This is a genomic window from Citrobacter sp. Cpo037, from assembly GCF_030332945.1.
GTDB lineage: Bacteria > Pseudomonadota > Gammaproteobacteria > Enterobacterales > Enterobacteriaceae > Citrobacter > Citrobacter portucalensis.
In genome coordinates this window covers 1-19,079 of sequence record NZ_JAOWGW010000035.1, presented here as the reverse complement: position 1 = coordinate 19,079, position 19,079 = coordinate 1, and the positions used below count along the sequence as shown (strand labels likewise).

The following is a 19,079-nucleotide window of genomic DNA, read 5'->3' as shown; positions in this document are numbered from 1 at the left end:
TCCAGTTTTACTGCATGTTGCTCTGCCCATTCAGCCAGTGCAAGTGAGATAAATTCCGGACCATTATCCATGCGTAGCATTTAAGATGCCCCCAATTATGCCCCCAATGACATCCGGATTTCAACGGACTATCTCGGACGACTCAGGACGTAAAAATCGCTGCAAGCATTGATTTTAAAGGGTTTACTGGACTTTCTCGGATGGTCTTGGAAGTACTAATGGTGCGAAGGCCGGACTCGCACATAATTATTAATCCTTTGATTTAAAAGCAATAAAAAATAACATCCGGATAATGTACCAACATCGATACCAACACATTAAATCATTGATTTTGGGACTCGAATCGGGGCAAAACCAAGGAGTTGATCCAACCAGATTCTAACATGATGACAGCATCCCCGATTAATGCTTCTCCAAAATATCATTCATCCGTTCGTTGAATTCGCTTAATACCTCGGGTTCTGTTTGCATCGTCAATTATCCATAAAAGCAAACACGCCTGCCGTAAGTGGCAGGCGTGTTATGCGATGAATAAGAAGAGTAGAAAGCGCGTAGGTAAAAATCAGGAATGAAGCTCGCAGAATTTACTTATTCATCAGCCCGGTAGCTCTTCTGGCTCTGAGAATATCTGTAGCGGTTACAAATGGTGTCTGCTCCTGCCACGTAAACCCCTTGCGATCAGTGCGTACCAGTTCATAACGTTCCACCAGGAAATTCACCGCATCAGCAAGCGTGATACCCGCCTCGATATGTTCCTTGATGGCCGCATCATCATGGAATGGTGTGTCGTTGAGCGTCAGGCCGTAATGGTGCTCCAGCAGATACGTTAACAATTGCTGCCAGACCTGCACGGGCGACAGGCGTGACGAAACCGGCATCGTGGCCGGTACAGTTGAGATTTGCATATGTTGAGTCTCTTAAATAAAGGAACGGAAGATTTGAAGGCTTACAAAGCTGAGATGCTGCTGAAGATCAGTCTTTAACCTGATTTGAGGGATAAATTGCCATATACACGTGCCCATGACTGCCCAGCGTATCTGCTTCACAAGTCAACCCGTTACGGTACAGTGTGACACAGTGCGCGTACCGGGGATTCAGCTCGCAGGAGAGCAGCATCAGCTCCAGATATGCGACAAAATGCGGGAAGGCTTCATTCAGTTGTAAGGTCTGCACCTCACTGAATGAGCCGGTGAATCCTGCCCGGTTAGCCAGAAAATGCAGGCGATGACCTTCCTGCACCAGTCGGGCTCCGAAACACGGAGTGATATCTCGTCTAAGCCCCCAGGTTGGTGTAGCGTCTTTATACATAATTTTATTCCTGTTAAAGAAGACCATGTTCGGCGAATGAGAATATTTGCCTGCCGCCGACTATCAGGTGGTCGGGGACCCGGATCTCCACCAGCATCAACGCCTGTACCAGCCGTTGGGTGATGGCTTTGTCTGCCTGGCTCGGAGCAACCTCTCCTGAGGGGTGGTTATGGGCAAATATCACTGCTGCAGCGTTAAAGTACAGGGCGCGTTTCACCACCTCGCGGGGATGAACTTCAGTGTGGCTGAGGGTGCCGGTAAAAAGCGTTTCGTGGGCAAGCAATTGGTTCTGGTTATTGAGGTACAGCACGATAAATTCTTCGCGCTCAAGGGTTCCCATCTTCAGCCTGAGCCAGTCGCGAGCAGCCTGCGTGGAAGTAAACGCCACACCGGGTTCGCGCAGGTGCTGGTCAAGCAGACTCAGGGCTCGTTTGATGGTGCGCAGTGAGGTCAATGGCAGCTCCGGTGTAAAGAGAGTCAGTTGTTTCTCCATGACAAAACCCCTTAATCAATGATGGCAAGAATGGCATGGGATTCAGGGTGCTGCAGAGCGTAATCCCGCAGTCGGTAATAGTGTTCAGTCATGGCATCACATTCGGTGCGACAGGCGTGATGGCTGTATTCAATCAGGCAGACTGCGATACCTGCAGCTTCCACGCTCATTTGCGCACCATTGCCGTTCATGCCGTTGAACAGATGCAATTTATCGTCAACGTCAGCATCAGGGGCCATAAACGCGCCGCCATTGCTGAGCGTGTAAAAGGACCAGATACCACCGCTGTACTCATCACAGAAGCGGTCCATCCAGGCGAAAATACGTGGTTCCAGCGTTATCCACTGCGCAATAGAACCAAAGTGTTGTGGCCAGAAGCCGATACGTTGTTCATCGGGTACAGCTGTAGCGGTGATAATCAACTGTGGCTCGTTAGCCAGGATGAGGGTGTGTTGTGTCATGGTGTTCTCCGGGAATAAAATCGCCAGCAACTCAGGCTGGCGTGATGGGGAATAAATGATGTGGTGTGAAGCGTGATGCCACGTTAAGTGCGCGTTCAATTAGAGTGCTGAGGGCTGCTTTATAATGCTGTACTGCCGGATATAAAGGTTAAGCCCAGCTCCGCCGTCAGGTTCAAAGTTCCATGCCCGCCAGACCATCAGGCCTTCGGGGTCACGAACCACTAGTCGGAAGTGACTACCCTGGTCGTCTTCAATGGTGATATTGCGATACGTTACCATGACAACTTCCGCTTGTATCCGGGTGAACGGTCCCGGTGGCAGCAACACTGATGGGGACATTTGCAGGCTCCTGATAAAGGAAAACCCCGGCAGCCTAGTGGCTGTCGGGGTTAGTTTGCGGGGGAAGATGCGGCTGTCAGTCGTTACTGCAGTCTCCGGGAATGGGTAGAACTTTCTCTGCGTTCTTCAGGTCCACAGTGAAAGTCCCCGCTTTACGGTCATTGACGTAAACGTCAAACTGCCCGGTCTTACGGATATCCATGATGAAGTCAAACCAGGCGTTATCGCCGTTACGCCATCCAAGTGTTGAGGGAACGGCATATTGCTTATGGTCCATCACCACGGTGATGTCAGTATTGTCATCATGTGAGCTGACCGTTTTGTCCCCAGCAAGGGTAAGAAAGACTGAATGCTGATAGAAACCATTCTGGTCCGGGTTTCCTGTGCAGTTGATGGTAAAGGTCTGCCCGTTAGCATCCGTGACGCTGTATTCCGTATTGCCCTGACCGTAACCCTGCTGCCAGAGCCCCGGGATCGCAGAGGCATTAAAGCTCGCGAGCAGTACACCCGCCAGCATAAATCGGCTTAGTGAACGTATTGTCATTTCTCTCTCCTTTATCATTGTTTTTATTCCTGATTGTCAGGGTTCGAGGGTATCAGCAGTCGACCCATCAGTTTGCCGTCATGGGCGTACTCAAAGTATCTTTCTTTGGTATACGGGTCCGTAACCTCGTGGTATTCCAGTTTGATATTGTCGGCAATACAAAGCGCATTCATCAGCGGCTGGACGGTTTTTTCCTGCATATCCACGAGGTAGTAGTAACTACCGCCCTCGCAGCCATCGGGCGACTCACGGGTACGTAAGACCTGCAGGGTGAGACCTGATGAAAAGCCAACCTGTGACCATTCTTCGCTGACATCATCCTGCCGACTGACCACATCGCTGAAGCGCGGAGGCGTGAGGTCCTTAAATTTACTGATAGCTTTCAGGTCATCACTCCTGTCATCGCAGGCGCTCAGAAACAGAGTGGTGGCAACCATCGCCAGCAGAGGTAGTGTTTTACATTTCATTATTTTTTCCCTGAAATCAGACGTACCACTTTGGCAAATACATAAATGCCGACGAAAATACCCACCGGCACGCCGACGAACGGTGTCAGCGCGACACTGGCAGCACCGGCTGCGCCACCTCCCGTCAGCAGTGCGGCAACAGTGGCAAGGGTCAGGGCCGCGAGACTGTCGGACACCCCGGTTTTATTCAGAATGATGACGATGACAACAATGGCGATAATGGCAATAACGGGCATAGGGCTCCTCCCTGTTGCCGGGTTGATAACAACGCTTGCGCTATTCTGGTGAGCTGTTGGCCGGAACAAACGTAAGCAGTGACTGCTGGATAAAGCGAAAATGGGGTAAGGACTGAATAAAGCCCGGGTCTTCAACAAGACGACACAGACTGTCGTTACGCCGGAAAGTCTCCTGCAGGGGCAGAACCAGATGGATTTCATCCAGGGAGAATACGGCGATATGTCCGTCGTGCTCTGCCACCAGATACCAGGCCTGCTGGTGGATGAGTAACCGACAGGGAGCCAGCCGCTCACAGCGCTGCTCCTCGGCAATCAGCGTTACCCGCCTGCGCCCCGTAATGGCCTGAATCAGTCGCCAGAAAGACAATGCGCCTGATGGCGAAGGAACAGGACTGGCGGGTGTTATAACGCAGGGAGACTCATCGCACATCAGCAGTGCGTTCACCAGGCGGCGGTCAAAGCCAGGAAAAAGACCGGCCATCCCGCTGCGATGGGCAAAGATAAGCACGTCGGGCACCATCTGCGTCTCACTGCCCGCTGTGCGTAAGCGGCAATATCCGGACTGATACTCCAGGTCCAGATACATCAGCCGCTCACGAAAATCACGCCGCAGCGTGCGCACCGACACACCAAACTCAGCGGCCAGCTTACGCACACTCAGCGTTTCCCCCGCCACCAGACGGCTGATTATCAGTGACAGTCTGACAGCCAGCCGGTCATGGCGGCGTTCTGCCTGTGTCATGAGACGTTCTCCGTGAAAGTTAACTGACTGAAAATGATGTGATTACTTTAAATAAGGGGGCGGACAGGGTATGGACACCGCAGAAACTATTTTTCATTTCTGCAAAAGCCAGAGACGGCGGGGGTTACAGGCCATCCCTCGGTGAGTGAGGACCGCCAGCACGGTGCAATGCGGACAGGTGGTGTCCGACATTAACAATGCGGCAACATAAAGCGGTTACTGCAGTTGCGTGAGCATCGCTTCCGCCATCACCCACAGTGCACGGTTGAGCTTCACGTCCCCGTCAATGCCACGCACAGCACGGGTATGTGACCGTCCCCCTTTGGCATTACGACCACTGAGCCCGCCCTTAATCAGGTTCTCCTGAATACGCTGGTATGTGGTCCACAGGTCGTTACTCTCATCCTGCCAGCGGCGCGGGGAGAGTATTTGCGACTCAGTCACCGGCTGGTGGTCCTCACCAAAGCGATATGTAAGGGCAGCCTTTGCCAGTGCCTGCTGCGCCGGTGATGGCAACAGCAACGACTGCATGGCATCCCGTTTCTCCTCCACCCGGTCAAAAATCCCCAGTACCTCATACGCCCCTTCTATTACCTGACTTACTACGTCCCCCTTGTGCGGCACCCGCACCTCCCCAAACGACTCACCGCAGACAAGACCGTTTTGGCACACAGCCCTGAACAGGCCAGGCAACATCTGGTAAGAGCTGGTGCCATCATGGGAGTTAAGCAGAATGATTTCCGGGACCTGTTTACCGGTGATCTGTCCCTCCCGACGCAGACGCAACATGTGCTTTGTGTGCTCACGACGCGCCGGGTCACGCACACGGGTTTGACAGGCAAAGAACGGCTGGAAGCCTTCCCGCTGCAGGCTGTCGAGCAGGGAGATGGTGGGTATGTATGTGTAGCGTTCACTACGGGACTCGTGTTTGTCCTCGCTGAATACGCTGGGCACCACGCGAAACAGCTCCTCACGGGTTAACGGACGGTCACGACGGATAAGATTTGCGGCGCTAAAGCGCGAAGCCAGACGGGTCATAAGCAGACTCCTCATAACGGGAAAACAAATAAAGAAATCCCCGTCGCATCGGCGACAGGGATAGGGAAATAACAGGGATGGGTTAAATACTCAGAAGAAGAAATCCCAGACGGCACGGGCCACTGACACCACGGTGGTGCGCATGGCCTGAATGACGGCCCGCACCGGGGCGGGTATCAGGGGAAAGGCACTGATGCTATCGAGTACAGCACCGATGGTTTCACCAAAATCGCTACGAGCCTGCTCCCGGACTACCGTCGTGCGAAAGGAAGACTGTAGTTGCGACACCACCGGGCTGGTAGCTTCGCGTGGCAGACACTTAATCATCCGCTCGGCCATCACCCGCAGTCCCCACTGCAGACGGACAGACACCGCACATACTGGATGCACAGGCTGGAACAGCTCATGCAGCAGAAAGATTTTGCGGCTGATATTCTGCTTCTGCGCCGTAGACAATGGTCCCCCACCGCTGGTGGGTTCGGCCTTGTCCGACTGGCTGATAACAAACAGCACTTTATGCCGGTATACCTCACCAATCACCTGATGATAAAAGTGTTCATCCACTGCCAGCGCCCGGTCATCGGCCTTAATCAGCCACAGCACCAGGTCGAGGCGAGAAAGCTGTTCTCGGTACAGCGCAGCATACTCGGTATCGCGAACGCCACTTTCGCCTACACCGGGTAAATCCACGACGGTCATATAGCGCTCGCCAACCTGCAGGCGAAATCGCAAAGGTTCACGGGTGCAGGCAGCCACATCGCTGACCGGTGATATATCTCCAGCAAACAGGGCATTGCACAGACTACTCTTCCCCACCCCGGTTTTACCCATAATGCCGATCACTGGCTCGTAGCGGGTTAACTGATTTATCTGCTGCAATATACGCTCAGACACCCATTGCGGTAGGTCGGAAAGAGTATGGTTTAGTGACTCTAAACCTCGTGGGTTATTCATGATTACTCCTGCAATAAATAAAACTAAAAACGGCAGGACCGTGAAGTTCTGCCGTTATGCTGGTATGTTCATGAAAATAATATATATCTGAATATGGTTTGAATGATGATTTTCTATTGAATCATCCTAAATACTTCCAGTACTCGTAAGGAAGGTTAATGGTGGCTTTAGGAGGATACAGTTGATTAGGCAACGCTTTATCGATGTGCAAAGCTGCAACAAAAATAAACCCATCCCGAAAGGCCGCAACAGGAACCCATGAAAGATACGCTGTATGCAGATACCTCTTATTTCTCTGCATGTATTCTTTAATTCCAATATTGCAAAAATCAATAGCGCGAACAAAGCAGATTGATTGGATATCAAACAAATACTTGTCAACAATGAAAAATGGAATTGTTATCTGGATTAAATCGAATTCGAACTTTTCAACAGGATGCTTTTTTATGCATAAGTAAATATATTTAGATATACCGTCATCTTCTGGCATATGAACTTCAATATTTTCTTCTATCTTTGCCTTAAATTCTTTTTTGTAAGAATCCCATTCATCAAACATTGGAAGAGAAAAGGACATTATTGGTTCAGATCGAATACGAAAAACAAGTTTCTCAGACAGCAAATGAAGATACTTCAGCGTGGAATCATCTTTATGCTGCTGCGTTTCGAAGTGACGGACCTCATGATAAAACATGCTAAAAAGCCTGCTTTCAACCTCCTGAGTAATTCTATTTTGATATGTCACAAAATCAAGAATAGGTGCAGTGGATCGTAATAACTCACATATTACTTTCGAACGTGACGTGCCATTGGATTCGGCATACCTGTCGATTGAATCAATCGTTAAATTATCATCGATGTTAAATGTTATTCTCTTTATCATAATTGTTATGCATTTTGTTGATTATGCATAACAACCTATCACGGAGGCCAGTAAAGCGCCAGATCGCACTGCAATACTTCAGATTTCGCGCACACATTTCTTCCCGTGTAAGACCACCCTGCGAACCTGCGATAGAATCCCTGAAACCATCTGTTCTTACTGAATTAAGGTTAATTAGTATTATCACCCGGAGTTAACCATCCCCCTCCTGTAATCGATACTCATCCCTGTATAAAAAATACATCACACATCTATCTATTGAACCCCATTTAGTTTGAGGATAGATCATGAAAGAACCCTACAATGCCAACCCCAATTACCCTATGCATCGTTTTCTTCTCGAAGATATAAACCACCACCTGGATGAAATGTTTGAGCGTTATTCCCGCTTACTGGCTTTTCGTATGGATTTTGGCTGGAAACAAGGAAGTGAACGCTCGCAGCGTAATCTCATGGATGAGATGGAGGGCGAGATACAGCACCTGATGGACCTGGTAATTGGCCGAAAGATGGTTATTGGGTACTACTGGGTAATTGAATACAGGCAGCGTAAGGGATTGCATGTGCATGCCATGATTTATCTTGATGGGCAGAAGCATCGGAAATGTTATCCAACTTCGCGTGCGATAGGGGAAGAATGGCGCAGATTGACTGACGATGAAGGTCTCTTTCATCTGTGTGTACGGAAAAAACATTTCGTTGCGAATTCCGGAACGATAGTGGATCACCGCAATAGGCAAGCAGTAGATGAACTACGTTACGTAATCAGTTACTTGGCCAAGTCTGAACAGAAGTCCCGGGGTGTTATTGCAGGTATGAATGCTATACCACCACGCAGCCGTAGAGGCAGGCCCAGGAAGGAATAGCAACAGGTAAACATTGAGCCGAAGTTTTTTTACAACAGAAGCCATTGATGTGGAGGGGCTGGCAGTAACCATTAGTTTACTAACGGCTCCGGTTATTCATCCTTAACCGGAACACATCATCATGTATACAAAACCTGCACTACTTGAAGATCAATTCATTGATATGAAATTCATTACCCAGCTTACTGGCCTGAGCGATAAATGGTTTTATAAGCTGATACAGGATGGGGCATTCCCTAAACCTATTAAGCTGGGAAGATCTTCCCGTTGGTTAAAAAGCGAATTGGAAGAATGGTTGTATTACCGTATTGACGAATCCCGAAATTCAGCCTAGCCCGACTTAGGCTATAGTGGTCCGCCGAGAATCAGCAGAGTGGTGCGAAGCTCGCGCTAAGCGGGTTCGACCCGATTTCACCCAAGCAATCGACATTCATTGGCGTAAGCGAGTGATCGAGTGGAACAGAGTCAGCAACGAAAAATACATTTAACCCACCCAATATGATTCAGTTAGGTAACACTCTAATCAACAGCAAACGGCATACTGAAAAAATGATAAGAATAACCCAATCTAATCAAAAGATTGGGTTTTCTATGTGGTGTTAAGGCTGAATGATGGGCACTGATGAAAAAAGGATAATCACATTTACTGGGGCTGCAAAAGTTTGCCATCCCATTCGATGAGAGTGTATTGGACGCCTTGTGTTGCTTGACGGAACACTTCTTCCGACTCATCGAAAGAGGCGGCGACGATGCTCTGCAAGCTTGCTTCGTTTGCTAGTTGCTTGAGAAGAGCATGCTGACTGCCAACCGCCATTGAATGTTGTCCTGGCTCGTCAAACATCAACAGGCCAGGATGATTTCCGAGGGATGAGGGTATGGTCGAGGTCTGATACAAGGCAAGCAAGTAACTCCAGATGAGGCGAACAAAGTCACTGGCGCTAGAGTCCGATTTAATGTCAGTCCGTATCTCCCTTAATGCCATCTGGGCTAGGCATGGAATGAGCGTGTCCTTACTGATTTCGATCTCTCTAATCGGAGCACTTTCGTAGCCAAACGATCCAGCATTTGCTCTGAAATTTAATTGGAAGCGGCGGATTCGCTCGATGTCTGCCTCGCTATAGTTTTCTTTTGGCATGCCTCTTCTTGTCGCCTGATTGACGCTCATGCGCTCTGCAATCAGCCTGAATTTTGCTAACAGCTCCATAGATGTGATCTGGAGCTTCTCAAGCGCTTCTACCTCAACTTCAATCTGAACCTGCCGACGCACGATTGCCTTCGACTCCGATGCTCCAGATGTTATATCACCGCGCATTGCGACGAGTAGGTCACGCTTGCTAGCTATACGAGCAGCCAACTCAATTACTCGAAGGTCAGTCGCCTGCAAACCACTCTTCAAGCCAGCAATCTGACGTATAAGCATACGACGTTGGCTCTCCAAATAGGTGATATTGGCCGCTAAGTCCATTTGGGGACCAGTCACTGCCCCGGCCAAAAGTGTGTCGTCAACCGGCTGATTGCATGTAGGACACTTACCAATAGCGGTCGCCACATCGTACTTCGCACCCAAGTCACGGAGCTTCGCTGCTGTCTTGTTCCGTTCCAGGTCCTCGTTAGCCTCGACGAGCAGATTCTCGTAATCCTTCAGGGATCTTCGCTGCTCCGCGTAGAAGGTTGTAGCACGCTCATGCAACATAACAAGTTCCTGCAGTTCGTCCATAGCAACTGTAACGCTATGAATCGCCTCGCCCCCAGAGGTCTTATGATACTGCTCAGCCTGTTTCTGCAAGGTAGCGTACTCGGATCGTAGTTGGCTGATGTACTCGTTCAATGGAACAGATGAATTGCCAGCCAGTTTTCTGATGCTTGCCTCATCCTCTTTGAAGAGAGCCGAAGGGATTGAGGAAACGCCATAGATTGCAGTTCCAAGCGGACTCGTTTCTTGTAGCAACTCCGAATAAAGCTTGCGCCAGTCAGCATCAATCTTAACCGATTCGACGTTAAGCCGATTGCGTGTAGCGTTCGTCTCGAATACATCCAAACCAAGCAAGAACTCAACCACTCTGGTTCGCGCATCACGAATGCCAAAAAACGGAATGTTCGCGATATAGTCTGTCCATCCTCGCTTCTGCTCCACGGCTAAAGCTGCAAATACCACCTGTAGGTACAGCTTTGCCTCACCACCGTTCGTAGTTGGCACTCTCGGCAAACTCAAATCCAAGAAACGCTCAAGAAAAAGATGGAAACCCTCGGGCCGTTTAGCACCACCGCCATCGTGCACGTAGGTAGGCCTGGCTTCGCCAAATGCTTTTTTTTCAGTTAAATGAGCTCCCGCAAATACCTCAATGAGCCTAGGGTCCCTCACCGCATCCCTGATTGCACGTCGAAGCGTAACTATTTCTCCAGAGCGACTCTCTATTTCAAGCATCATCTCCGAAGCTGTAATTAGGATTCGACGATCATTGTATTCGATATACTCCTTGAGGGCGTAGGGAAGGGACTTTTCATTTTTACCCCCAACAAGTTCTTCCATGCCTAGACCGTAGAGCAAGCTGTTGAATAATGTGCTTTTCCCGCTTGAATTTTTGGCCCGGATGATGGTCAGAGTCCGCGCAAAGTTGAAACTAAACCCATATTCCCCTTCATTAGTGGTAGCCCTGAATTTTACGCCACGAATGATCACTGTGCCTCCCAGCCACTAGCAGTTGCTTCGATCATTTTCTCTGTCAGCCCTTTTCCGATATCAGATAGAAACGAACGCTCGCGTCCGAACAAATTGGAGTCTTTCAATATTTCTTTGGTAAAGACTTTCCCAGCCGTCGAAATCTCATAGCCAGTGGAGTTTTCAATGATTAAGCCTTCCGCAATGGCAAGTCGAACAGCAATAGCTAATGCAGGATCGAAACCCCATGCGGGAACTTGCAAGATTTTCTCTTCAACAGCTAGGACCAACTGTTGCTGGCGTTTGGTCGACTTCATAGCCCAGTTGAATAGTTGCAGGCGCGGTAAACTTGACTTCCCTCCGCGAGAAGCCAGAGACAGGATAAGCAACACTTGCCCAATCTTATACATAGGCCTATGTTCAGCTAATACTGGTGACGGTCGCCGTTCGAAGCGAAGCCGTTTTTGCTCCTTGACCTCAACCATAGTCCAACTCGCAGACTGCCAACCACCGAGCGGTCATGTATCTTGCCACTTTCAAAGTGTTGGCCTTATCAAACTCAGGTGCGAGTTCGTCGGAAATAATCTTTGCCAATCCATCACGAACTTGGATAGTCAACTCTTCTGCGGTTCCAGACCAAGTAGCTGAAGTTTCAATGACGTATTGTTCGTACTCGTTGATAAGGCGAATAAGTCGCACATGTGTGATTGGTGACGCTGATGCGACACGGCGGAAATATCCGTCAGCCTCAAGGAACTGCTCAATGGTGCGCTGACTAAGCAGTTGTACGCGAGTCTGAAAGTCCGGCACCTGAGCCTTTTCGGCGAGTCGATAGCCTGACTTACGATGAACGTTTATCTCGTACTGTTCTTGCTGACCAGTTAAGGCAGCCAGGACTGGTGCTGTGTCGTCGAAGACCAAAGCCTCTCCACAGGCAGCGCGTACCTCATTAATTTCGACCAAATAGTGATCGCCATCGTGGAGCAATACTGTGAAGTCATCGGTTAGGATGGGCAGTTTCCAAGCACGGACTTCCGCCTCCTTGGCCTTTGCATGTGCAAGGAGCGCATTACGATCTATCTCGGGAGTGACAAACACCCATCGAGAAATCTTCGTGCTTCCCAGTCGTGTTTGAAGTTCCTGCGCGTAATCTTTCAGCTTTCTAAGGTCAGTAGTAATTTTGTCGCGCTGCTTATCATACAACTCAGTGCGTTCGTAGTGCTTCTCAGGACAATAGCACTGAAATGCCCACCCAGTGTCTGAGGTGTAGCCCTCTATGCCGTAGTCTCCTGGAGATGCTGGCATCTGCTGATAGCATTCAGCTTGATACTTCCGCTTAAAGACCTGCTGACAAAGACTTTCCCAGGTAGATCCGTTAAATGGCCCGAATTTGGTGTTGAACATCAGTCGCCTTGGTCTAATATGATGAAAAGTCGATGCTGTGCGTTGATCCGAAGCAGAAGCTTCAAGCAAACATCAAGAGTGGTACCAAATTCAACTGATATTCTTTTCATACATGACCTTTTCAGAGCTCAGCAACTGCAGGCTTTAGCAATTAATTAAATCGCACTACCGACAAAATCGAATCTTTAATACATGTAATTAAAGGTGAAAGGATATTGTTGTCAATCAGTTTACCAATCTGTTCCTAGGGCAACTATGTTCTGAGTCATACTGAGATAACCTGGTATGTATCATCATGAAAATGTCCTCGTGTTGCTGATGGATATCAGACTAAGGAAAAAAGTGCGAGTTAAGGATATGTTAGCGGTAATGGTGGTGGTCCACTCGCCCATTCTTCAAAACAGTTATCTAGGCGGAATGTAGGTTTCTGCCATTACCTTAACCGAGATGGGCTTTGGCTGATCATCAACTCAGCATAGACGCATCCGGTCACTACGCTTCAGGGGCGGCTTGCGCCTGCCTGCAGGAGCCTGTTTATGTTTGCTAAATTCTTTATCACTCTCGGCGGCAACGCTCATCTGACCGGTACTTAAACGGCACAGCCTCCCTTACGACCGTTATACCTGCCATCTATGCCACTCGACCGCCTTTTATCCCGCCACTCTCAATTAGAAAGCCTGCTTCAGACATATCGGAGCTGACATCAAACCAGAACATATCGCCCGTTATGATTATCTGGAGGAAAGCACAAAAACTCAGGCCCTATTGTAGTTCCTGAAGACGGTTCTGAATGGCGTGGTGTCGCTATTGCCGATGCGTGACTGGCAGTGCGTCATGTGCAGCGTAGATTTTCGCGGTGAGAAAAAATGCCAAGTGTGTAAGACGAGGTCTACTGTCGGCAGTGGGATGTACAGAAGGAATAACCCCCTAAACTTCTAAATGTTAGCGCCATATCAAACGATGTTGGATAAGCTCACATTGATACAAAAAATTATATGTTCATTATCATTCCTTGATTCAATAATGTCATGCAACGATGGGGATGTAAAAATGTTTCATAGGGAGCGGACATGAGGACATCAAAAAAAGAGCTGCTGGAAATTGCTTCCTATTTATCAAGATATGGTAAAGAAAAACCGCTAAGTGATCTTACCCAGCAGCCATTGGAGCCACAGTCATGACGATTAAGCAGCCCGTCGAGGTCTGCATGATGGATTTTGCCACTTTGTGCAGCAATGGAGCAACTTTACAGCTCGACCACTACCAACGACCCTATGTTTGGGACAGACACAAGGTCAATCAGTTGCTGGAGGATTTGGACGAGTTCAGGCACAACGGCAATGGGCAGAAAGTCTATTATCTAGGTACCCTATTGCTGCATCGGAATGACGAAAAAAAAGCCCGCTTTGTAATCGATGGCCAACAGCGCCTCAGTACCCTAGCAGTGCTGTATCATGCCTTGCACAATGAATTACCCAAAGGGTTAGAATTTCATTACCGCTCTCCCATCTCAGCTCGTAATTTGCGAGTAGCACGCAAGCTAATGAGCGAACATCGTGAGTCAGCTCTAGAGCCATCCATCGTTGAGCAATTGTGTTTTACGGTGATCACAGTTGAGCGCGAAGATCTCGCTTTTACCTTTTTTGATACTCAGAATTTTCGCGGAGTACCACTTAAAGCGACTGATTTGCTCAAAGCTTATCACCTGCGGGCTGTGAACGGGCCCAACGTACAGCATGTCGAGTCATTGCAGCAAATCTGTGCTCGACGTTGGGAGCATGTTCAAATGGCAGGCCCTAGGCGGCAGGATTGTGAACAGCAAGATTTTGCACCCGAGTTGTTTCAGTACTATTTGTGGCGTGCCCGCAATTGGCGGGGTAATAAGCAAATGGAGCGTGAAGATCACGATAGTCTGCTGGAAGCCTTTCAACAACAGAGTGTTGGTGGTGGTGAGATTGATGAGATCCCGCTCTATCCGGGTTATCACAATCAATTTGCCAATTCCCTCAAATTGCAAAGCAGCGATGACTATCGCTTGGCATTGAACCCCTTACAAATTAGTGGAAGCGCGGCTAATTTACCATTTACATTGCGCCAGCCCATTCATAAAGGCATCTGTTTTTTCCTTTACGCTCAAAAATATGCCTCTTTACTTGATGATCTTTTGTACAAAGAGAATACCTGCCACGAATTAGAGGCATTCCGAGAATTTTATCGGCGTGTGGTACGTGCTAATGCCTATTACTTACAGGAGCTCTTTAACTTGGCCCTTCTGATGTATGTCGACCGTTTTGGTTATCAACATCTATTAGCCTTTGCAGTGGGTTTGGAACTAGTGTTGGGGGGATTACGTTTGGAGAAAAGTTATATCTTTAAAGAATCACCACTCAAGTACTTACGTGACGCTCCTTACAATCTGCTTGATGAGATATGTGGGGCCTATCGCCCACAAGAGGTGATGACATTCTTACGTTCTGAAATCGAACGTAGTAAGGGATACGGGAAGGCTGTCTCCATCGTCCTATCTAAGGGCGTACAGGGGCGTTACCTTAATGCGTTGCTGGATTATTTCAATCTTGATGGTATCCCTGAGGGTGACAGTTGGGTACTTAAACGTTGGCTAGGGATGGAAAAGTAGATGCAATATGAATCAAAATTAATGTCACTGGCTCAACTCATTGATGAAAAACGACTTTTCAATATTCCTATCTATCAACGCCTCTATGTATGGGGTAGTGACCAGATCAAAGTATTACTTGATGATCTAGTCTCCGCCTGTAATGCAGACAAGGATGTATTTTACTTGGGTAGTACGCTGGTGATTGAGCAAGGAAGGACAGAATCTGGGCACCCCTTGTTGGATCTGATTGATGGTCAGCAACGTTTTACCACCTTGTGGTTGCTTAGCGTAGTAATTGAGCGCCTGCTCTCATCATCGAAAAACAGTGAGCGAAGCCAAAACCCCCTTTCCTGTTTTCTTTATGCCCAGTTGGGAAATAGTCGTGAACCGCGGATTCGGTTTGCCATTCGCCCTGAGGTAAGCCGTTTTTTTGCAGCCTTACTTGATGGCCGAGCTGCATCTGATGAGCAAAAGGCCGCTGCGTTGAGTTATGCGATGCAGGTCATGGAGGGTTACTTCACCCATAGAACGGATGACACCCACCGGATTGATCTTGTCAAATTGGGTACGTTCATCCGTGATCGGGTTCAACTGGTATTGACCCTGGTACCGGCCAACACGGACCTTAACAAGTTGTTTGAAGTCATCAACAATCGCGGTGTGCAGCTGCAGCACCATGAAATTTTGAAAGCTCGCTTGCTGGCGTTACTGCCAGATAGCGCTGAGCGCGAAGCCTATGGCCAGATGTGGGATGCCTGCTCATTTATGGGGGCCTATGTCGAAAAGAACCTACGTACCGTTAAAGGAATAAAGCTGATCCCGCTTTATAATGTCGAGGATGCTAAACGAGACCGGGAGATGCTCTCTGATCCCTTGGTTATACGTGACGTACTGCTGGAATTAGGTACACAACAAGACCTCAGACACCACTCATTAGACGATATCCTCAATGATGAGACACTCCTGACGGAGCCATCTAACAATGCTTCTGAAAATAACGAGGCTTATGAAGCCGATGATGTACGCAGTATTATCGGCTTTTCCATGCTCTTACAGCATGTTTTACGCCTTTTTCTGTTACATCAGCAACGCGATGATATCAGCAAAATCCTAGACAAAGAGCTGTTACAGATCTTCCAGACTCATTGGCTGGCGGGGCTAGCCCAGTGTGAGAAATCAGAACAAGCCAATCAGATACGTCGCTTTATCAAGTTGTTGTGGCGTTGCCGCTATCTGTTTGACAAACATATCATCAAATGGATTAGCGATGATGCTAATGAAGAAAGTCATGGTATTCGTCGCCTCCGAGTGAATGAAAATCGGAACGGTTACCAAAGCCTTATTCGCGCTAGCCGTGATGCCGATAGCGGGTTTGCTATGTTACAAAGCATGCTCTATCACTCACAGCAATTGACCACCCATTACTGGCTAACTCCCCTGCTTAGTTACCTACTAAACCATGGCGGTGAAGGTGCCCACCGATACCTGCAATATCTGGACAATCACTTGCTTTGCAGTGGCAGTGAACAGCCACTGATCGTAAGCGTTAAGTGAGCGCCGTATTGACGGTTATTTATCGGTAAGAACCACGTTCCATGGCAGCAGTTCGGCCACTTTGTTGCTGGGCCACTCCGGCAGTACGCTCAGGATATGGCGAAGGTAGGCTTCCGGATCGATACCATTCAGCCTGCACGTCCCGATCAGTCCGTACAGCAGGGCTCCGCGCTCACCACCGTGGTCGCTGCCGAAGAAGATAAAATTCTTTTTCCCAAGACAGACGGCACGAAGGGCTCGTTCGGCAGCGTTGTTATCAGGCTCTGCCAGGCCATCTTCACAGTAGTAGCACAGCGCATCCCACTGGTTCAGGACATAAGCGAACGCTTCGCCCAGACGGGACTTTTTCGACAGCGTCTCATTTTTTTCTACCAGCCATTCATGCAGCGATGCCAGCAGTGGTTTGCTTTGCGATTGTCTGGCTGCCAGACGCTCTTCTGTCGTGAGGCCGCGTATTTCTTCTTCTATCGCGTACAGCTCACCGATACGTTTCAGGGCTTCTTCCGCTGTCGCTGTGTGAGTGCTTATATAGACATCATGGATTTTTCGGCGGGCATGGGCCCAACATGCGGCTTCTGTCAGCGGCCCTCCTTCACGTTCCGGACTGAACAACCGATCGTAGCCTGCGAAGGCATCCGCCTGCAGCACACCATGATAGTGGCGAAGGTGTTGCTGAGGATGTTTTCCCTGCCGGTCTGGCGAGAAGGCGAACCATGCCGCTGGCGGATCTGATGAACCTGCGCTTCTGTCGTCACGTACATACGTCCAGATACGCCCGGTTTTCGTCTTCTTTCTGCCCGGTGCAAGCACCGGAACCGGAGTGTCATCCGTATGCAGTTTGTGGCAGTCCATCACGTAGTGGTAAAGGGCCTCATCCAGCGGGGCCATTAACCGGCAACATGCATCCACCCAGTTGGAGAGCAGAGCCCGGCTCAGATCCACGCCCTGACGGGCAAAGATTTCGCACTGGCGATACAGCGGCAGGTGTTCGCAGTATTTGGCCGTTAACACGCGGGCCAGCAGACCCGGCCCGGCGATACCCCGATCGATGGGACGTGATGGCGCAGGTGCTTCAACGATACAGTCACATCGGGTGCAGGCCTTTTTCACCCTGACCGTGCGGATCACTTTCAGGGCGCTGGAGACCAGTTCCAGCTGCTCCACGCTGACTTCGCTGAGGTACGCCATACCGCTGCCGCATTCCGGACAGCTGGTTTCCGCAGGATCCAGCCGATGTATCTCGCGGGGAAGGTGTGCCGGTAACGGGCGACGATGGCGGGACTGACGTAACTGGCGAGGTACCTGCGGATCGTCTTCCCGTCCGTTGTAGCGATCGCTTTGCTGCTCCTGCTGTTTCAGCAGGGCTTCGGCTTCTTCAACCTGTCGGCGAAGTTTTTCGGAGCGGGTACCGAACAACATTCGACGCAGTTTTTCTATCTGTGCCCGCAGATGCTCTATCTCGCGCTCTTCGTTCTCTATTTTCTCTTCTGCGCGGGCCAGTGCAGAACGCAGGAACGACTCAGTCTCTGCAACGAGACTGAGCTGACTGTCTTTCTGGCGAAGCGCGTCTTCCAGCGCAGCGATACGGGCGAGATAGTCGTGATTCATAACCGCTTTTATAATGCGGTTATGATTTTTTTACAACATTGTCAGTGAGTTAAGGCGGGATATTTTTGGCTGGCGCCAGTCCAGCTTATCAAGGAGCATGGCAAGTTGTGAGCGGGTGATCGCGATTTTGCCGTCGCGTACAGCAGGCCAGACGAACTGTCCCTCTTCCAGGCGTTTGATAAACAGGCACAGACCATCAGCATCAGCCCAAAGTATTTTCACGGTATCGCCACGGCGTCCCCGGAAGATAAACAGATGGCCGGAGAAGGGATCCTCATCCAGAACGTGGTGTATCTGTTCGCCCAGCCCGTTGAAGGATTTACGCATATCCGTGGCCCCGGCGACCAGCCAGATGCGGGTGCCTGACGGGAGGGATATCATTGTGTCCTCCCGGTCAGTTCGCGGATCAGCACAGTCAGCAACTCTGACGACGGGTTCTCCAGCGTCATTTTGCCGTGGCGGAACTCAACATGACAGGAAGTGGCGCTGGCGTGAGCGGAGGAGAACGTACACAGAGTGTCATTCTCTGCGGCGGGCAACGGGTCGTTGATAACGTCGACGGACAACAGAGTCGGAGAAGCCGGAAGAGATTGAGGTACCACCGGCCCCACGATAGTTGCAGGCATTCGACGAGAGATTCGCCCCTCTCTCTGCCAGAGGCGTAGCCACTTAAAAATGAGATTATTATCAACGCCATGTTCCCGCGCCAGTTGTGCGACGTTGGCATCTGGTCGTGAAGCCAGTTCGACCATCCGAAGTTTGAAGTCACTGGAATAGACGGTACGCGATTCAGTTCGCCAGTTGGCAGCATTTTCCATAAACAGAGCTCCTTCTAAATTAGACGGAGCTCTAAGCTAGCGATCCCGGGACTGGAATCACAGGCGGCAGTGACTTGACGCTTAC

Annotated in this window: 23 protein-coding genes; 5 read left to right on the top strand and 18 right to left on the bottom strand. The window is 49.6% G+C overall.

Annotated features, from left to right (window positions below; all coding sequences use genetic code 11):
- Positions 1 to 584 precede the first annotated feature (584 nt).
- The 12 genes from OGX94_RS03085 to OGX94_RS03030 form a co-directional block, all read right to left on the bottom strand.
- A complete protein-coding gene (locus tag OGX94_RS03085; protein ID WP_053266278.1) occupies positions 585 to 905 on the bottom strand; it encodes a TA system toxin CbtA family protein in 321 nt (106 codons plus the stop codon).
- A gap of 67 nt (positions 906 to 972) precedes the next feature.
- A complete protein-coding gene (locus OGX94_RS03080; protein WP_105607669.1) occupies positions 973 to 1,308 on the bottom strand; it encodes a type IV toxin-antitoxin system YeeU family antitoxin in 336 nt (111 codons plus the stop codon).
- A gap of 13 nt (positions 1,309 to 1,321) precedes the next feature.
- Positions 1,322 to 1,801 (bottom strand): RadC family protein, encoded by a 480-nt coding sequence (radC, locus tag OGX94_RS03075; RefSeq protein ID WP_102217336.1) that lies wholly within the window; start codon positions 1,799 to 1,801, stop codon positions 1,322 to 1,324.
- A gap of 11 nt (positions 1,802 to 1,812) precedes the next feature.
- The gene (locus OGX94_RS03070; RefSeq protein ID WP_129195554.1) at positions 1,813 to 2,262 is read right to left on the bottom strand and encodes an antirestriction protein; all 450 of its coding nucleotides are present in this window, start codon (positions 2,260 to 2,262) and stop codon (positions 1,813 to 1,815) included.
- Between the two features lie 99 nt (positions 2,263 to 2,361).
- The gene (locus OGX94_RS03065; protein WP_053266273.1) at positions 2,362 to 2,601 is read right to left on the bottom strand and encodes a DUF905 domain-containing protein; all 240 of its coding nucleotides are present in this window, start codon (positions 2,599 to 2,601) and stop codon (positions 2,362 to 2,364) included.
- Between the two features lie 76 nt (positions 2,602 to 2,677).
- On the bottom strand, positions 2,678 to 3,145 hold the full coding sequence (locus OGX94_RS03060; RefSeq protein ID WP_053266281.1) for a YfjT/YkfB family phage-associated protein: 468 nt from the start codon (positions 3,143 to 3,145) through the stop codon (positions 2,678 to 2,680).
- Between the two features lie 23 nt (positions 3,146 to 3,168).
- On the bottom strand, positions 3,169 to 3,612 hold the full coding sequence (locus OGX94_RS03055; protein ID WP_105607671.1) for a YfjS/YafY family lipoprotein: 444 nt from the start codon (positions 3,610 to 3,612) through the stop codon (positions 3,169 to 3,171).
- The gene (gene ypjK, locus OGX94_RS03050; RefSeq protein ID WP_001144031.1) at positions 3,612 to 3,848 is read right to left on the bottom strand and encodes a protein YpjK; all 237 of its coding nucleotides are present in this window, start codon (positions 3,846 to 3,848) and stop codon (positions 3,612 to 3,614) included. Before ypjK ends, OGX94_RS03055 begins: the two co-directional genes overlap by 1 nt.
- Before the next feature lie 40 nt (positions 3,849 to 3,888).
- Positions 3,889 to 4,590 carry a DeoR family transcriptional regulator gene (locus OGX94_RS03045; protein WP_268063733.1) on the bottom strand — a complete coding sequence of 234 codons (702 nt, stop codon included), beginning with the start codon at positions 4,588 to 4,590 and terminating at the stop codon, positions 3,889 to 3,891.
- Between the two features lie 216 nt (positions 4,591 to 4,806).
- Positions 4,807 to 5,628 carry a DUF932 domain-containing protein gene (locus OGX94_RS03040; protein WP_047620706.1) on the bottom strand — a complete coding sequence of 274 codons (822 nt, stop codon included), beginning with the start codon at positions 5,626 to 5,628 and terminating at the stop codon, positions 4,807 to 4,809.
- A gap of 90 nt (positions 5,629 to 5,718) precedes the next feature.
- The gene (locus OGX94_RS03035) at positions 5,719 to 6,582 is read right to left on the bottom strand and encodes a GTPase family protein (RefSeq protein WP_129195550.1); all 864 of its coding nucleotides are present in this window, start codon (positions 6,580 to 6,582) and stop codon (positions 5,719 to 5,721) included.
- 121 nt (positions 6,583 to 6,703) lie between these two features.
- A complete protein-coding gene (locus tag OGX94_RS03030) occupies positions 6,704 to 7,465 on the bottom strand; it encodes a ribbon-helix-helix domain-containing protein (RefSeq protein ID WP_268063732.1) in 762 nt (253 codons plus the stop codon).
- A gap of 287 nt (positions 7,466 to 7,752) precedes the next feature.
- Between OGX94_RS03030 and OGX94_RS03025 the strand changes: the two genes are divergently transcribed.
- Both OGX94_RS03025 and OGX94_RS03020 read left to right on the top strand, forming a co-directional pair.
- Entirely contained in the window at positions 7,753 to 8,331 is a 579-nt protein-coding gene (locus OGX94_RS03025) for a YagK/YfjJ domain-containing protein (protein WP_268063731.1), read from the top strand.
- 121 nt (positions 8,332 to 8,452) lie between these two features.
- Complete coding sequence (locus OGX94_RS03020) at positions 8,453 to 8,665, top strand: helix-turn-helix transcriptional regulator (RefSeq protein ID WP_129195548.1); 213 nt, start codon at positions 8,453 to 8,455, stop codon at positions 8,663 to 8,665.
- A gap of 309 nt (positions 8,666 to 8,974) precedes the next feature.
- On the opposite strand, the gene OGX94_RS03015 is transcribed toward OGX94_RS03020, so the two are convergent.
- From OGX94_RS03015 to OGX94_RS03005, 3 genes are read right to left on the bottom strand one after another with little or no spacing between them, the layout of a single operon-like run.
- A complete protein-coding gene (locus OGX94_RS03015; RefSeq protein WP_129195547.1) occupies positions 8,975 to 11,011 on the bottom strand; it encodes an ATP-binding protein in 2,037 nt (678 codons plus the stop codon).
- Positions 11,008 to 11,475, bottom strand: coding sequence for a hypothetical protein (locus tag OGX94_RS03010; protein WP_129195546.1), 468 nt, complete (start codon positions 11,473 to 11,475; stop codon positions 11,008 to 11,010). Before OGX94_RS03010 ends, OGX94_RS03015 begins: the two co-directional genes overlap by 4 nt.
- Positions 11,468 to 12,394 carry a hypothetical protein gene (locus OGX94_RS03005; protein ID WP_129195545.1) on the bottom strand — a complete coding sequence of 309 codons (927 nt, stop codon included), beginning with the start codon at positions 12,392 to 12,394 and terminating at the stop codon, positions 11,468 to 11,470. Before OGX94_RS03005 ends, OGX94_RS03010 begins: the two co-directional genes overlap by 8 nt.
- Before the next feature lie 813 nt (positions 12,395 to 13,207).
- On the opposite strand from OGX94_RS03005, the gene OGX94_RS24920 reads away from it, so the two are divergent.
- The 3 genes from OGX94_RS24920 (at position 13,208) to OGX94_RS02995 (ending at position 16,568) form a co-directional block, all read left to right on the top strand.
- Positions 13,208 to 13,333, top strand: coding sequence for a putative zinc ribbon protein (locus OGX94_RS24920; RefSeq protein ID WP_442781383.1), 126 nt, complete (start codon positions 13,208 to 13,210; stop codon positions 13,331 to 13,333).
- Between the two features lie 238 nt (positions 13,334 to 13,571).
- Positions 13,572 to 15,032 (top strand): DUF262 domain-containing protein, encoded by a 1,461-nt coding sequence (locus OGX94_RS03000; protein WP_129195543.1) that lies wholly within the window; start codon positions 13,572 to 13,574, stop codon positions 15,030 to 15,032.
- Positions 15,033 to 16,568, top strand: a complete 1,536-nt coding sequence (locus OGX94_RS02995) for a DUF262 domain-containing protein (RefSeq protein WP_286568686.1) — start codon at positions 15,033 to 15,035, stop codon at positions 16,566 to 16,568.
- 15 nt (positions 16,569 to 16,583) lie between these two features.
- Here OGX94_RS02995 and OGX94_RS02990 read toward each other — a convergent pair whose 3' ends face one another.
- Genes OGX94_RS02990 through OGX94_RS02980 form a run of 3 tightly spaced genes read right to left on the bottom strand, consistent with a single transcriptional unit; the run spans position 16,584 to position 18,994 of the window.
- Positions 16,584 to 18,176 (bottom strand): IS66-like element ISKox1 family transposase, encoded by a 1,593-nt coding sequence (locus tag OGX94_RS02990; RefSeq protein WP_004902302.1) that lies wholly within the window; start codon positions 18,174 to 18,176, stop codon positions 16,584 to 16,586.
- A gap of 30 nt (positions 18,177 to 18,206) precedes the next feature.
- A complete protein-coding gene (gene tnpB / locus OGX94_RS02985; RefSeq protein ID WP_004189161.1) occupies positions 18,207 to 18,557 on the bottom strand; it encodes an IS66 family insertion sequence element accessory protein TnpB in 351 nt (116 codons plus the stop codon).
- Complete coding sequence (locus OGX94_RS02980; RefSeq protein ID WP_004189163.1) at positions 18,554 to 18,994, bottom strand: transposase; 441 nt, start codon at positions 18,992 to 18,994, stop codon at positions 18,554 to 18,556. The genes tnpB and OGX94_RS02980 overlap by 4 nt, the downstream gene beginning before the upstream one ends.
- Positions 18,995 to 19,079 lie beyond the last annotated feature (85 nt).

Coding starts and splice junctions, on each gene's coding strand:
- OGX94_RS03085 (WP_053266278.1), bottom strand. CDS start 905: ATGCAAATCTCAACTGTACCGGCCACGATGCCGGTTTCGTCACGCCTG.
- OGX94_RS03080 (WP_105607669.1), bottom strand. CDS start 1,308: ATGTATAAAGACGCTACACCAACCTGGGGGCTTAGACGAGATATCACT.
- radC (WP_102217336.1), bottom strand. CDS start 1,801: ATGGAGAAACAACTGACTCTCTTTACACCGGAGCTGCCATTGACCTCA.
- OGX94_RS03070 (WP_129195554.1), bottom strand. CDS start 2,262: ATGACACAACACACCCTCATCCTGGCTAACGAGCCACAGTTGATTATC.
- OGX94_RS03065 (WP_053266273.1), bottom strand. CDS start 2,601: ATGTCCCCATCAGTGTTGCTGCCACCGGGACCGTTCACCCGGATACAA.
- OGX94_RS03060 (WP_053266281.1), bottom strand. CDS start 3,145: ATGACAATACGTTCACTAAGCCGATTTATGCTGGCGGGTGTACTGCTC.
- OGX94_RS03055 (WP_105607671.1), bottom strand. CDS start 3,612: ATGAAATGTAAAACACTACCTCTGCTGGCGATGGTTGCCACCACTCTG.
- ypjK (WP_001144031.1), bottom strand. CDS start 3,848: ATGCCCGTTATTGCCATTATCGCCATTGTTGTCATCGTCATCATTCTG.
- OGX94_RS03045 (WP_268063733.1), bottom strand. CDS start 4,590: ATGACACAGGCAGAACGCCGCCATGACCGGCTGGCTGTCAGACTGTCA.
- OGX94_RS03040 (WP_047620706.1), bottom strand. CDS start 5,628: ATGACCCGTCTGGCTTCGCGCTTTAGCGCCGCAAATCTTATCCGTCGT.
- OGX94_RS03035 (WP_129195550.1), bottom strand. CDS start 6,582: ATGAATAACCCACGAGGTTTAGAGTCACTAAACCATACTCTTTCCGAC.
- OGX94_RS03030 (WP_268063732.1), bottom strand. CDS start 7,465: ATGATAAAGAGAATAACATTTAACATCGATGATAATTTAACGATTGAT.
- OGX94_RS03025 (WP_268063731.1), top strand. CDS start 7,753: ATGAAAGAACCCTACAATGCCAACCCCAATTACCCTATGCATCGTTTT.
- OGX94_RS03020 (WP_129195548.1), top strand. CDS start 8,453: ATGTATACAAAACCTGCACTACTTGAAGATCAATTCATTGATATGAAA.
- OGX94_RS03010 (WP_129195546.1), bottom strand. CDS start 11,475: ATGGTTGAGGTCAAGGAGCAAAAACGGCTTCGCTTCGAACGGCGACCG.
- OGX94_RS03005 (WP_129195545.1), bottom strand. CDS start 12,394: ATGTTCAACACCAAATTCGGGCCATTTAACGGATCTACCTGGGAAAGT.
- OGX94_RS24920 (WP_442781383.1), top strand. CDS start 13,208: ATGCGTGACTGGCAGTGCGTCATGTGCAGCGTAGATTTTCGCGGTGAG.
- OGX94_RS03000 (WP_129195543.1), top strand. CDS start 13,572: ATGACGATTAAGCAGCCCGTCGAGGTCTGCATGATGGATTTTGCCACT.
- OGX94_RS02995 (WP_286568686.1), top strand. CDS start 15,033: ATGCAATATGAATCAAAATTAATGTCACTGGCTCAACTCATTGATGAA.
- OGX94_RS02990 (WP_004902302.1), bottom strand. CDS start 18,176: ATGAATCACGACTATCTCGCCCGTATCGCTGCGCTGGAAGACGCGCTT.
- tnpB (WP_004189161.1), bottom strand. CDS start 18,557: ATGATATCCCTCCCGTCAGGCACCCGCATCTGGCTGGTCGCCGGGGCC.
- OGX94_RS02980 (WP_004189163.1), bottom strand. CDS start 18,994: ATGGAAAATGCTGCCAACTGGCGAACTGAATCGCGTACCGTCTATTCC.